This is a genomic window from Bacillus sp. FSL R9-9497 (assembly GCF_038005805.1).
Lineage (GTDB): Bacteria > Bacillota > Bacilli > Bacillales > Bacillaceae_G > Bacillus_A > Bacillus_A cereus.
This window is the reverse complement of the sequence record NZ_JBBOTY010000001.1, coordinates 4,828,900-4,841,276: the sequence shown is the minus strand read 5'-3', so window position 1 is coordinate 4,841,276 and position 12,377 is coordinate 4,828,900. Positions and strand designations below refer to the sequence as shown.

Genomic DNA, 12,377 nt, shown 5'->3' with positions numbered 1-12,377 from the left:
ACAGTCTGCTTTTTTGTCATGCTACATTCTATGATTTTGTTTTACTGGAACTCTTATCGGTTCTTTGGCCAATAAGAGCTGAACGCCGAAGTAAAGTATACTTGCAAGCGTCATTCCAGAAACGGCATCTACAAAGGCATGCTGCTTCGTAAATAGCGTTGATAAAATAATAAGTGTACCGAAGAAAGTAAGGATGTAATATTCACAAGCATGCTGTTCTCTACGCTTAAAGGCAGCTAACATAATTACAAATGTAGTAAGAACGTGAATGCTAGGGAAACAGTTTACAGGTTGATCGATACTATAAATATAGCGAACTAGTTCAGAAAATACATCTGTCCCAACGACAGTCGGACGCGGTACAGTTGTTTGCCAAAAATAATAAATAGAAAAACAAGCAAGCTTTCCAAAAATAATACTACTTAAAGTGACATAATATTGCTTTCGGTCTGCAAAGCAGTAATAAATAAGTGCGCCGTATAAGTATGGAAACCAAAGTAAATAAGGAATAATAAATGCTTTTACAAATGGAATCCAATCATCTACTACAGTTGTAACGTCTACTGCGTGAACAGTCGATTTATTTAATACGTCGTAAAGGGGACTTACGAGTACGAGTAGAAGTATATAACTTAACGGAAGAAAAGATGAAAGTTTAAATTTCTTCATGTTGATCTCCTATGTTTAGTAATGTAAGTAAATTCAATTGATTATAATATAGAAACGTGAATTGGGCTATCGATTTTACTTACATTTTCTTGAATTAACCTTACGTTTTTGTCACTTGACTAAAAAGAAGGGAAGGGTGCTAAATGAAGCGTTTATCGTATTTCTTATTTTTTATATTGATATGCCTAGTCGGTGCTGGGTGTGCAAAGGATAAAGAAGGAGAGAAATTAGAATATAACGGAAGAGCACTCGTAATTGGAGTTGTTGGAGAAAAGCCGAAAGATACGTTTAGGAATGTAAAGTTTGAGGAAATGAAGTTAGAGGCACTGGAAAAGAAATCTAAGGAAGTGGATGGTTTTCTAATAATGAAAGATCACTTTCAAGAAGCCTCAACAGAGCAGTATAAAAATGTATTTTCATCGCTAAAGAAACCAGTGTTTTTTATCGGTTTACAAGATAAATCATATTCAATTTTTATTACAAAAGGGATAGAGTATAACAGTGCACGAAAAGATGTAAATGCGATGTATACGCAAGGTTTTGCGAATATCGGAAGTGGTGAAGGGCAACAATGGGCAATTGGTTTATCAAATGGTGGAAACACAGAAGAAAGTATTCATAATATGTATATCGTAGTATTTCAAACAATTGCAGATTATTTGAATAGATGATGAAGGAGCCTGTAAAAGAGGCTTCTTATTTTTTAAAATAAACGTTTGTTTAAGCTGTATGTTCGGTAGGAAGAAACCGATGTAACTCAAGGGTTAACAAAGAGAAATGGAGAATTAATCAAACGTTTGTTTAAGCTGTATGTTCGGTAGGAAGAAACTCCTGTAGTTCAAAGGTTAAGAAAGAAAAATGGAGAATTAATCAAACGCTTGTTTAAGATATATGTTTGGTGCAGAATCTAAAAAATTTATATATTTATTTTTTTCTTAACAAATGGCGGAAAAATAAGAAAAATTCGCAGGATTATTAAAAATTATCACGAAATAAGTAAAAGTTTAGCGAATAATGGTTTGAAATAATAAAACGTTTTCTATATGATAAAGGTAAAGGTTAGTAAAAAAGTAGGTGAATTTATGACAGTAACATTTTATTCATATCCAAAGTGTGGCACATGTCAAAAGGCAAAGAAATGGTTTGAGGCAAACGATGTAGCATATGAGATGATTCATATTGTTGAAAATCCACCATCAAAAGAAGATTTACGTAATTTACATGAAAAAAGTGAATTACCATTAAAAAAATTCTTTAATACAAGTGGAATGCGTTACCGTGAACTTGGTCTAAAAGATAAGTTGAAAGATGCAAGCGAAGACGAAATGTATGAGCTTTTAGCATCGGATGGCATGTTGATTAAACGTCCAATTGTAACAGATGGAACGAATGTAACACTTGGTTTTAACGAAGAGCAGTTTGAAAGTGTGTGGAAAAAGTACCAATAAGGTATTTTTACATAATTAATACATTCACTGGAGGTACAGTCATGAGCATTCCAAATAATTTACGTTACTCTGAAGAACACGAATGGGTAAAAACTGAAGGTAATGAAGTTGTTATCGGTATCACTCACTTTGCACAAGGTGAGCTAGGCGATATCGTATTCGTTGAACTTCCTGAAGTAGGTGCAACAATCGAAGCTGACGAGCCATTCGGAAGCGTAGAATCTGTTAAAACAGTTTCTGAGTTATACGCACCTGTAAGCGGTAAAGTTGTAGCAGTAAACGAAGAATTAAGTGACCAACCAGAACTTGTTAACGAATCTCCATACGAGGGTGCATGGATGGTTAAAGTTGAACTTTCTGATGCAAGCCAAGTTGAGAAGTTATTAACTGCAGAAAAATATGCAGAAATGACAAACCAAGACTAATTATAGTCGACTAAAGGACAGCCTTTGTGCTGTCCTTTTTTATTTTGTGTGAAATAATGAAATTCAAGTTATATGTAAATAAATAAGCTATTATGAGAAAAACTGTTTTGTGGTAAGGTTTCATAAGTCTTCACAATCTAAACGAGCCGCTTGCGCTTTTCATTGTCCAGCTCCAGCGGCTAGAACAGTCGGTCATTTCACTCCTTCACTTGAGGCAAAAGGCGCCTCAAGTGAAGGAGTTCGGGTGCCCTCCTGTTCTGAAAGAGCCGCTTGTGCTTTTCATTGTCCAGCTCCACCTCCTAGCCCTTCATGTCTAAGAACCTTCCGTACGAAGAAGACAAAAAGCGTCTTCTGTACGAAAGAACCTTAGCCAACAGGGCTAAACAGTCGGTTCTGCTTTTCTTTATGATCCAGCTCTAGCGGCTAGATTGTTCGGTGGCTTCGCTTCTTCCTGCAAGGCCAAAAGCGCCTTTACGTCAGAAGCTCCATCCCCCTCACAATCTGAATGATCCGCTTCCGCTTTTCTTTGTGATCCAGCTCCAGCGGCTAGAACAGTCGGTCATTTCACTCCTTCACTTGAGGCAAAAGGCGTCTCTAGTTTAGGAGTTCCAATGTCCTCTTGTTCTGAGCAAGCCGCTTCCGCTTTTCTTTTGCAAAAATAAACAGGAAACAACATGAAAATAACGAATATACTATATACTAAGTTCAATGTTATATAGTATATGGTGATCGGGTGATGACATATGATTTATGTAGAAAAAGTCATTATTGTAGAAGGTACATCAGATAGAAGAAAGATTGAATCTATTATTCGTGAACCGGTGGAAATTGTTTGTACAAATGGTACAATTGGTTTGTCGAAAATGGATGAGCTCGTTGATCAGTTTTTTGATAAGGAAGTGTATGTGCTAGTGGATGCTGATGATGCTGGAGAAAAGTTAAGGAAACAATTTCGAAAAGAATTTCCGCAAGCCGAGCATATCTATATTGATCGCTCGTACCGAGAAGTGGCAACTGCGCCATCTACACACTTAGCAAATGTATTATGGGGAGCCGACATTGACGTTTATACAGAATATTTACGGTAAGGAATGATAGAAGTGATTGATTGGACAGGAGCCGAAGCTACAGCCCTAATAGAGAACGAAGAAAAAACAGTATTATATGTATATACTCCAATGTGTGGAACATGCCAATTAGCAAAAAAGATGTTAACAGTCGTTGAGATGACAATTGAAGGCCTCAAAATTGGGATGTTAGATTTAAATTATGCTCCGTATTTAGCGAAAGAGTATGGGATTGAAAGTGTACCTTGTTTACTTGTTTTTGAAAATGGGACACTGATGAAGAAGATATACGCATTTCATTCGGTTGAATATTTATATACGGAATTAAAGTAGGCGGCAAAATTTTTGCCGCCTCGACATATTTCTTGGGAAATATGTCGAGATGCAGGGTGGATACAGTATTTGTCGAGCGAAAATAACAGGATTGCTCTTTAGTGAGAGGGAATGGTATGTAATAGAAAGTGATATGAAGGATGTGATTTAGGATGAGATTATATTCTTTGCTTCAATCATTTGTAAATTACGCTAATGGTCAATATCATTTAGAACCGCTTTTAAGACAAGAGGAAAAAACTGTTAATTTTCGTTTTGGAGATGAAAGTTGTTCGTTACAAATTTCAAGAGATTATATAGAGCTGGTACATGAGGAAAGAGGAACGGAACAAATCATTTGCTTAGATGAAAAGGATATAGAACAATTGGTGAATGGAAATGTACGATTGCAAATGTTAATGAACGATGGACGTGTACAATATTCGGGAACGTATCGAACGATGTTATTAGTGGAATCGATGTTTCATATATGTAAACCGATGTCAGTAGGTGCTTAAAATTCTGAAGTTTCATTTTTTACGAAAATTTCTGTTGACATGGTGAGTGTATATTGATACAATTCAAGTCATAAAATATAGACAATTTAATAAATTTCAAATCAGACGAAAATTGAATCTGATTTCTCTTATCAAGAGAGGTGGAGGGACTGTGCCCTGTGAAGCCCGGCAACCGTCAACTTATGTTGAAATGGTGCCAATTCCTGCAAAGCGAATGCTTTGAGAGATGAGAGAGAGGGATAATGTTGTTATATACGCATATAAACCTTTCTGCTTCTCTAAAGCAGAAAGGTTTTTTTATTGTTTGAATGTGGAGGACATTCAAATAATAAAGGTAGTGATAACGGTGGACTACACGCATTAAACATAAAAAATTGCGGAGTCGACCTAAAATCTTTATGAAATCTAGCTCCAGCGGCTAGAACAGTCGGTCGTTTCATCCCTTCGTATGAGGCAAAAAGCGCCTCTACGTCAGGGATTCGGGCGTCCTCTTGTTCTAAACGAGCCGCTTGCGCTTTTTATTTAAAAAAGGGGTGAACATCATGATTCTATTAGAGAACGTAAAGAAAATATATAAGGCGAAAAGCGGTGATGTCACTGCTGTAGATAACGCCAATTTAAAAATAGACAAAGGTGAAATCTTTGGTGTTATCGGATATAGTGGCGCTGGAAAAAGTTCTTTAATCAGATTGTTTAATCAGTTAGAGAAACCGACTTCTGGCCAAATTACAATTGCGAATCGTGTTATATCAGCAATTACAGGAAGTGAACTTCGTAAGGCAAGGCAAGAAATCGGAATGATTTTTCAGCACTTTAACTTACTTTGGTCACGAACTGTACGTGAAAATATAGAGTTTCCACTTGAAATTGCAGGTGTTGATAAAGCGCAGAGAAGAAAACGTGTTGATGAATTAATTCATCTCGTTGGATTAGAAGGGAGAGGAGACGCGTACCCATCTCAGCTGAGCGGAGGACAAAAGCAACGCGTCGGGATTGCAAGAGCTTTAGCTAATAATCCACAAGTGCTTTTATGTGATGAAGCAACGTCAGCTCTTGATCCAGAAACGACAGATCAAATTTTGGATTTACTATTAGACATTAATAAGCGCCTTGGTTTAACAATTGTACTCATTACACATGAGATGCACGTGATTCGAAAGATATGTAACCGAGTAGCGGTAATGGAGAGAGGAAAGATTGTAGAAACAGGTCCAGTACTTGATGTATTCCGTAATCCGAAGCAAGATATTACGAAACGATTTGTACAGCAGTTAACAGATTCTGAAGATACAAATGAAACAATTGAAAGTTTAATTGAAAAATATCCAGATGGAAAAGTAATTCGTTTGCAGTTTATCGGTGAGGCTGTAGAAAGACCAGTGCTTCAACGATTAATGCAACGCAGTGATATAGAAGTTAGCATTTTGCAAGGAAATATTGCACAAACGAATAACGGTTCTTACGGTAGTTTAGTTGTTCATTTAAATGGTGAGGAAACAGCGATCCAGCAAGCAATAGAAGGAATTCATCAAGATCAAGTAGAGCTGGAGGTGATTGCACATGGATAAGTTACTCGCAAATGTTGATTGGAATCAAATGTTAGAAGCAACTGGTGAAACGTTATATATGACGGCAATCGCAGCTCTTGCGACATTTGTTTTAGGACTAATTTTAGGATTGTTACTCTTCATGACAGCGAAAGATAATTTATGGGAAAACAAATCAATTAATACGGTGATTGGAGCATTCGTAAATATATTCCGCTCTATACCGTTCATCATTTTAATTATTTTATTAATCCCATTCACAAAGATTCTTCTTGGAACAATTCTTGGAGCAAGTGCAGCTTTGCCGGCTTTAATTATTGGAGCGGCACCATTCTATGCGAGAATGGTTGAAATTGCACTTCGCGAAATTGATAAAGGTGTAATTGAAGCTTCAAAAGCAATGGGAGCAAAAACAAGCACAATTATTTTGAAAGTGTTAATTCCAGAATCATTACCAGCATTAGTATCTGGTATTACGGTTACGACAATTGCTTTAGTAGGCTATACAGCAATGGCGGGAGTTGTTGGTGCTGGTGGCCTTGGAACACTTGCTTACTTAGAAGGATTCCAGAGAGGGAATAACGATGTAACAATCGTTGCGACAATTTGTGTATTACTAGTTGTATTTTTAATCCAGTGGATTGGTGATAGTTTAACGACTCGAATAGATAAACGATAATAAAAACGGGAGGATATTTTAAATGAAAAAATTATTACTTACGGCACTTATTTCAACTTCAATTTTTGGGTTAGCTGCTTGTGGCGGGAAAGATAAAGATGAAAAGAAACTTGTTGTGGGTGCTTCTAACGTACCGCATGCTGAAATTTTAGAAAAAGCAAAACCGTTACTTGAGAAAAAAGGAATTGAATTAGAAGTGAAAAAATTCCAAGATTACGTGTTGCCAAATAAATCGTTAGCGGATAAGGAATTAGATGCAAACTATTTCCAGCACATTCCGTATTTAGAAAAAGAAATTAAAGATAAAAAATATGATTTTGAAATAGCAGGGAAAATTCATATTGAACCAATTGGTGTATACTCTCAAAAATATAAGAGCTTAAAAGAACTTCCAGACGGGGCGACAATCATTATGAGTAATTCCGTTACTGACCATGGACGTGGTTTAGCAATTTTACAAAAAGAAGGCATTTTAAAAATTAAAGACGGAGTAGATCCAGTTAGTGCAACTCCAAAAGATATTGCAGATAACCCGAAAAACTTAAAGTTCAAAACGGATATTGAGCCAGGTTTGTTACCACAAGTGTATAACAATAAAGAAGGCGACGCTGTTTTAATTAACTCAAACTATGCAATTGATGCAAAATTAAATCCAGAAAAAGATGCAATTGCAATTGAAGGTGATGATTCACCGTACGCAAACGTATTAGTGGTTCGTAAAGGTGATAAAGATAAAAAGGCGATTAAAGAGCTTGTAGAAGTATTGCATTCTAAAGAAATCGAAGACTTTATTAATAAAGAATATAAAGGGGCAGTTGTTCCTGTAAAAGAATAATTGCTGAAAAGGCTGGTGTATGCCAGCCTTTTTTATAACTACATAACTATAGGGGAGAAGGGGACATCATATGAAAAAGATTCTATTGTCAGTTGTTACAGCGCTGTCTGTATTTACATTAGCTGCTTGCGGAGGAAAAGAAGAGAATAAGCTTGTTGTTGGAGCCTCTAACGTGCCGCACGCTGTTATTCTAGAGAAGGCACAGCCAATATTAGAGAAAAAAGGCATTAAGTTAGAGATTAAAAAGTTCCAGGATTATGTACTGCCAAATAAAGCGTTAGCGGATAAAGAAATTGATGCGAACTACTTCCAGCATATTCCATACTTAGATAAAGAAATTCAAGAAAAGGGATATAAAATTGTAAACGCAGGAAAAATCCATTTAGAGCCGATGGGTATTTATTCTAAGAAATATAAAAGCTTAAAAGACTTACCAGATGGCGGAACAGTAATTATGAGTAATAACGTAGCGGAGCGTGGCCGTATGCTCGCATTATTACAAAAAGGAGGAGTTATTAAACTAAAAGATGGCGTAGATGTTGTTAAGGCAACAGTAAAAGATGTAGTCGAAAATCCGAAAAACTTAAAGTTTAAAACAGATGTAGAGCCTGGATTGTCACCAAAGCTGTATGAAAATAATGAAGGTGATGCTTTATTTATTAATTCAAACTATGCAATTGATGCAAAATTAAATCCAACAAAGGATGCAATTGCGATTGAAGGAGCAGACTCTCCATATGCAAACATCATTGCAGTTCGTAAAGGTGATGAGAAGAAAAAAGAAATTAAAGAGCTAGTAGAAGTGCTACATTCAAAAGAAATTCAAGATTTTATTAATAAAGAATATAAAGGTGCTGTACTTCCGGTAAGTGAATAATTATAAGGAAAGGATTGGAAAATTACCAGTCCTTTTTTCTTTATATAAATAAGAAGAAAGGTGTATCATAGAAAGATGCAAAGGAAATACTTATATACATTTGTGAAAAAACGGTTACTTTTTTTCGTCGTTTGCGATATCATTTTATTTGATATAAAATTAGAATGAGAATAAAATGAGAATATGAACGTTTTAGGAATTTTTAAAATGTATATATAGGATTAATGGAGGTATTGAGATGGCTGGTTCTACATTAACGGTTAAAGACTTACACGTATCAATTGATGGCAAAGAAATTTTAAAGGGTGTAAACCTTGAAGTAAAAGGTGGAGAAATCCACGCAATTATGGGACCTAACGGAACAGGTAAATCAACTTTATCTTCTGCAATTATGGGTCACCCAAAGTATGAAGTAACAGAAGGTAGCATCATCATCGACGGTGAAGATGTATTAGAAATGGAAGTAGATGAGCGCGCACAAGCGGGTCTATTCCTAGCAATGCAATATCCAAGTGAAATTAGCGGAGTAACAAACGCTGACTTCTTACGTTCTGCAATTAACGCACGTCGTGAAGAAGGCGATGAAATTTCTCTTATGAAATTTATCCGTACATTAGATAAAAACATGGAATTCCTAGAAATGGATCCAGAAATGGCACAACGTTACTTAAACGAAGGTTTCTCTGGTGGAGAGAAAAAACGTAACGAAATTCTTCAATTAATGATGATTGAGCCAAAAATCGCAATCTTAGATGAAATCGACTCAGGTCTTGATATCGATGCATTAAAAGTTGTATCTAAAGGTATTAACGAAATGCGCGGCGAAGAGTTCGGTTGCCTAATGATTACGCATTACCAACGTTTATTAAACTACATCACTCCAGACTTCGTTCACGTTATGATGAACGGTCGTATCGTTAAATCTGGTGGCCCTGAGCTTGCACAACGTCTAGAAGCTGAAGGTTACGACTGGATTAAAAAAGAATTAGGTATTGAAGACGAAACAACAGAGCAAGAAGCGTAAGAGAGGAGCATAAACATGACAATCGGTACATTACCTTTCGATCAAGAAACAATCCGTCAACGCGCAAGCGAAGTAAACGAAGCTGCTTGGTTGACTGAGTTCCGCTTACAAGCTCTTGCACAAGCAACTGAACTTCCAATGCCAACGCCTGATAAAACGAAAATTGACAAATGGGACTTTATCGGAAAAGGCGACGCTGCTAAGCAAGAGCCTGTAAGTTCTTTAACTGAACTTCCAGAAGCAGTGAAAAACTTAATCGATGAAAATAACAGCGTATTAGTGCAACGTACTGGTACAACTGCATTCGTTTCTTTAGCAGACGAAGCAAAAGAAAAAGGTGTTATTTTTACAGACATCGTAACAGCAGCAACTGAGCATGCTGAACTAGTACAAAAGTACTTAATGAAAGACGGCGTGAAAGTAGACGAGCATCGTCTAACTGCACTTCATGCTGCATTAATCAACGGCGGTGCATTCATATATGTTCCGAAAAACGTTGTTCTTGAAACTCCACTTCAAGCTGTATTCTTAGTAGACGGCGAAGAAGCTAACGTATATAACCACGTATTATTCGTAGCTGATGCGAACAGTACTGCAACTTATGTAGAAAACTACGTTGCAAATGAAAATGCTAAAGGTATTGCAAATATCGTAGCAGAAGTAATCGTGGAACAAGGCGCACAAGTGAAATTCGGTGCGGTTGATCTATTAGCAAAAGACGTAACAACTTACGTTAACCGCCGCGGCGTTGTAGGACGCGACGGCCGCATTGATTGGGCTCTAGGCCTTATGAATGACGGAAACACAATTTCAGAGAACGTTACAAACTTAATGGGCGACGGTTCATATGCTGATACGAAAACAGTAACAATTGGCCGTGGTAACCAAACACAAAACTTTACAACTAAAGTTGTTCACTTCGGTAAACATTCTGAAGGTTGGATTTTAAAACACGGTGTACAAAAAGATAGTGCAACATCTATCTTTAACGGAATTGGTAAAATTGAACACGGTGCATCTAAATCAAATGCACAACAATCTTCTCGCGTTCTTATGTTAGATGAAAAAGCACGCGGTGATGCAAACCCAATTCTTTTAATCGACGAAGATGATGTAATGGCAGGTCACGCAGCTTCAGTAGGTCGCGTAGATCCAATCCAACTATACTACTTGATGAGCCGTGGTATTCCAAAACGCGAAGCAGAACGTTTAGTCATCCATGGATTCTTAGCACCTGTAGTTAATGAGCTTCCAATTGAAGGAGTAAAGGCACAGCTTGTTGAGGTAATTGAAAGGAAAGTTCGCTAATGAATATTCATGAAATACGCAAACAGTTTCCAATTCTTGATCAAAAAGTGAACGGCAAACAACTTGTTTATTTCGATAGTGCAGCAACTTCTCAAAAACCAATTCAAGTCATTGAAACGTTAGAACGTTACTATAAAGAATATAATTCTAACGTGCATCGCGGTGTTCATACGCTCGGTACGAAAGCTACTGACGCGTATGAAGGTGCACGCGAGAAAGTTCGTAAGTTTATTAACGCGAAATCAATGGAAGAGATTATTTTCACGCGCGGAACGACAACTGCATTAAATACAGTAGCGGCTAGCTATGGTCTTGAAAATGTAAAAGAAGGCGATGAGATCGTTATTTCTTACATGGAGCACCATAGTAACATCATTCCGTGGCAACAAGTTGCGAAGAAAACTGGTGCAACTTTAAAATACCTTCCGCTTCAACCAGACGGTACAATTTCTTTAGAAGATGTTCGTCAAACAGTTACACCGAATACAAAAATCGTTTCTATTATGCAAGTTTCAAACGTGCTTGGAACGATTAACCCTGTAAAAGAAATCGGAGCAATCGCACACGAAAATGGCGCAATTATGGTCGTTGACGGTGCACAAAGTACACCTCATATGAAAGTGGATGTACAAGATTTGAACTGTGATTTCTACGCATTATCTGCTCATAAGATGTGTGGACCTACAGGCATCGGCGTATTATATGGTAAAAAAGAATTGCTGAACAATATGGAGCCAATTGAATTTGGCGGTGAAATGATTGATTTCGTAGATTTACAAGAATCTACGTGGAAAGAGCTTCCGTGGAAGTTCGAAGCAGGTACACCGATTATCGGTAATGCAATCGGACTTGGTGCGGCAATTGATTTCCTAGAAGAAATCGGTCTTCATAATATTGAAAAGCATGAACATGAATTAGCGCAATATGCTTTAGAAAGACTATCAGAAGTAGATGGCGTTACAATTTATGGTCCAAAGCATCGCGCTGGTCTTGTTACATTTAATATTGAAGACGTACATCCTCACGATGTAGCGACAGTATTAGATGTAGAAGGTATTGCGGTTCGCGCAGGACACCACTGTGCACAACCGCTTATGAAGTGGCTAAAAGCTTCTTCAACAGCACGTGCGAGCTTCTATTTATATAATACAAAAGAAGAAATTGATACATTTGTTGAATCGCTAATCAAGACAAAGGAGTATTTCACAAATGTCATTTAATAATTTAGATACGTTATATCGTCAAGTTATTATGGATCATTATAAGAATCCTCGTAACAATGGCGTGCTAGAAGATAGTGTTACAGTAAACTTGAACAATCCAACTTGCGGCGATCGTATTCAACTTACGATGAAAGTAGAAGAAGGTATTGTGCAAGAAGCGAAGTTTGAAGGAGAAGGATGTTCTATCTCAATGTCTTCAGCTTCCATGATGACACAAGCAGTAAAAGGTAAGAAAATTGAAGAGGCACTTCAGCTTTCTAAAATTTTCTCTGACATGATGCTAGGAAAAGAGTACGATGACAGCATCGATTTAGGAGATATTGAAGCATTACAAGGCGTATGCAAGTTCCCTGCACGTATTAAATGTGCAACATTAGCGTGGAAAGCGTTAGAAAAGGGCTTAAACGAAGAGAAGTAATGTTAAAGGTTCCTAAAAACGAGGTTA

Annotated in this window: 15 protein-coding genes and 1 riboswitch; of the genes, 14 read left to right on the top strand and 1 reads right to left on the bottom strand. The window is 37.0% G+C overall.

Annotation, left to right across the window (positions count from 1 at the left end):
• Positions 1 to 21: 21 nt before the first annotated feature.
• Positions 22 to 669 carry a phosphatase PAP2 family protein gene (locus MKY21_RS25110; protein ID WP_000713761.1) on the bottom strand — a complete coding sequence of 216 codons (648 nt, stop codon included), beginning with the start codon at positions 667 to 669 and terminating at the stop codon, positions 22 to 24.
• A 143-nt stretch (positions 670 to 812) separates the two neighbouring features.
• On the opposite strand from MKY21_RS25110, the gene MKY21_RS25105 reads away from it, so the two are divergent.
• From MKY21_RS25105 to sufU, 14 genes are all read left to right on the top strand, one after another.
• On the top strand, positions 813 to 1,340 hold the full coding sequence (locus tag MKY21_RS25105; RefSeq protein WP_000826876.1) for a hypothetical protein: 528 nt from the start codon (positions 813 to 815) through the stop codon (positions 1,338 to 1,340).
• A gap of 411 nt (positions 1,341 to 1,751) precedes the next feature.
• A complete protein-coding gene (locus tag MKY21_RS25100; protein ID WP_000218968.1) occupies positions 1,752 to 2,117 on the top strand; it encodes an arsenate reductase family protein in 366 nt (121 codons plus the stop codon).
• Between the two features lie 41 nt (positions 2,118 to 2,158).
• Positions 2,159 to 2,542 (top strand): glycine cleavage system protein GcvH, encoded by a 384-nt coding sequence (gene gcvH / locus MKY21_RS25095; protein ID WP_000026896.1) that lies wholly within the window; start codon positions 2,159 to 2,161, stop codon positions 2,540 to 2,542.
• A gap of 743 nt (positions 2,543 to 3,285) precedes the next feature.
• Positions 3,286 to 3,630, top strand: coding sequence for a toprim domain-containing protein (locus MKY21_RS25090; protein WP_000640870.1), 345 nt, complete (start codon positions 3,286 to 3,288; stop codon positions 3,628 to 3,630).
• 3 nt (positions 3,631 to 3,633) lie between these two features.
• Complete coding sequence (locus tag MKY21_RS25085; RefSeq protein WP_002062684.1) at positions 3,634 to 3,942, top strand: thioredoxin family protein; 309 nt, start codon at positions 3,634 to 3,636, stop codon at positions 3,940 to 3,942.
• A 152-nt stretch (positions 3,943 to 4,094) separates the two neighbouring features.
• On the top strand, positions 4,095 to 4,439 hold the full coding sequence (locus MKY21_RS25080; RefSeq protein WP_001242139.1) for a hypothetical protein: 345 nt from the start codon (positions 4,095 to 4,097) through the stop codon (positions 4,437 to 4,439).
• A 125-nt stretch (positions 4,440 to 4,564) separates the two neighbouring features.
• Positions 4,565 to 4,672, top strand: a riboswitch (SAM riboswitch).
• Between the two features lie 309 nt (positions 4,673 to 4,981).
• Positions 4,982 to 6,007, top strand: a complete 1,026-nt coding sequence (locus MKY21_RS25075) for a methionine ABC transporter ATP-binding protein (RefSeq protein ID WP_000601767.1) — start codon at positions 4,982 to 4,984, stop codon at positions 6,005 to 6,007.
• Positions 6,000 to 6,665, top strand: a complete 666-nt coding sequence (locus tag MKY21_RS25070) for a methionine ABC transporter permease (RefSeq protein WP_000359401.1) — start codon at positions 6,000 to 6,002, stop codon at positions 6,663 to 6,665. The genes MKY21_RS25075 and MKY21_RS25070 overlap by 8 nt, the downstream gene beginning before the upstream one ends.
• Before the next feature lie 22 nt (positions 6,666 to 6,687).
• Positions 6,688 to 7,500 (top strand): methionine ABC transporter substrate-binding lipoprotein MetQ, encoded by an 813-nt coding sequence (metQ, locus tag MKY21_RS25065; RefSeq protein ID WP_016118838.1) that lies wholly within the window; start codon positions 6,688 to 6,690, stop codon positions 7,498 to 7,500.
• Positions 7,501 to 7,570: 70 nt separating this feature from the next.
• Positions 7,571 to 8,377, top strand: a complete 807-nt coding sequence (gene metQ / locus MKY21_RS25060) for a methionine ABC transporter substrate-binding lipoprotein MetQ (protein ID WP_000722399.1) — start codon at positions 7,571 to 7,573, stop codon at positions 8,375 to 8,377.
• A 238-nt stretch (positions 8,378 to 8,615) separates the two neighbouring features.
• Positions 8,616 to 9,401 (top strand): Fe-S cluster assembly ATPase SufC, encoded by a 786-nt coding sequence (gene sufC / locus MKY21_RS25055; protein WP_000929160.1) that lies wholly within the window; start codon positions 8,616 to 8,618, stop codon positions 9,399 to 9,401.
• Between the two features lie 15 nt (positions 9,402 to 9,416).
• Entirely contained in the window at positions 9,417 to 10,709 is a 1,293-nt protein-coding gene (sufD, locus tag MKY21_RS25050; protein WP_000152164.1) for a Fe-S cluster assembly protein SufD, read from the top strand.
• The gene (sufS, locus tag MKY21_RS25045; RefSeq protein ID WP_001020769.1) at positions 10,709 to 11,929 is read left to right on the top strand and encodes a cysteine desulfurase SufS; all 1,221 of its coding nucleotides are present in this window, start codon (positions 10,709 to 10,711) and stop codon (positions 11,927 to 11,929) included. The genes sufD and sufS overlap by 1 nt, the downstream gene beginning before the upstream one ends.
• Entirely contained in the window at positions 11,919 to 12,350 is a 432-nt protein-coding gene (gene sufU / locus MKY21_RS25040) for a Fe-S cluster assembly sulfur transfer protein SufU (RefSeq protein WP_000009526.1), read from the top strand. Before sufS ends, sufU begins: the two co-directional genes overlap by 11 nt.
• Positions 12,351 to 12,377 lie beyond the last annotated feature (27 nt).

What these genes read in the sequence shown, in the direction of transcription:
- MKY21_RS25110 (WP_000713761.1), bottom strand. Translation starts at nt 669, where the DNA reads ATGAAGAAATTTAAACTTTCATCTTTTCTTCCGTTAAGTTATATACTT.
- MKY21_RS25105 (WP_000826876.1), top strand. Translation starts at nt 813, where the DNA reads ATGAAGCGTTTATCGTATTTCTTATTTTTTATATTGATATGCCTAGTC.
- MKY21_RS25100 (WP_000218968.1), top strand. Translation starts at nt 1,752, where the DNA reads ATGACAGTAACATTTTATTCATATCCAAAGTGTGGCACATGTCAAAAG.
- gcvH (WP_000026896.1), top strand. Translation starts at nt 2,159, where the DNA reads ATGAGCATTCCAAATAATTTACGTTACTCTGAAGAACACGAATGGGTA.
- MKY21_RS25090 (WP_000640870.1), top strand. Translation starts at nt 3,286, where the DNA reads ATGATTTATGTAGAAAAAGTCATTATTGTAGAAGGTACATCAGATAGA.
- MKY21_RS25085 (WP_002062684.1), top strand. Translation starts at nt 3,634, where the DNA reads ATGATAGAAGTGATTGATTGGACAGGAGCCGAAGCTACAGCCCTAATA.
- MKY21_RS25080 (WP_001242139.1), top strand. Translation starts at nt 4,095, where the DNA reads ATGAGATTATATTCTTTGCTTCAATCATTTGTAAATTACGCTAATGGT.
- MKY21_RS25075 (WP_000601767.1), top strand. Translation starts at nt 4,982, where the DNA reads ATGATTCTATTAGAGAACGTAAAGAAAATATATAAGGCGAAAAGCGGT.
- MKY21_RS25070 (WP_000359401.1), top strand. Translation starts at nt 6,000, where the DNA reads ATGGATAAGTTACTCGCAAATGTTGATTGGAATCAAATGTTAGAAGCA.
- metQ (WP_016118838.1), top strand. Translation starts at nt 6,688, where the DNA reads ATGAAAAAATTATTACTTACGGCACTTATTTCAACTTCAATTTTTGGG.
- metQ (WP_000722399.1), top strand. Translation starts at nt 7,571, where the DNA reads ATGAAAAAGATTCTATTGTCAGTTGTTACAGCGCTGTCTGTATTTACA.
- sufC (WP_000929160.1), top strand. Translation starts at nt 8,616, where the DNA reads ATGGCTGGTTCTACATTAACGGTTAAAGACTTACACGTATCAATTGAT.
- sufD (WP_000152164.1), top strand. Translation starts at nt 9,417, where the DNA reads ATGACAATCGGTACATTACCTTTCGATCAAGAAACAATCCGTCAACGC.
- sufS (WP_001020769.1), top strand. Translation starts at nt 10,709, where the DNA reads ATGAATATTCATGAAATACGCAAACAGTTTCCAATTCTTGATCAAAAA.
- sufU (WP_000009526.1), top strand. Translation starts at nt 11,919, where the DNA reads ATGTCATTTAATAATTTAGATACGTTATATCGTCAAGTTATTATGGAT.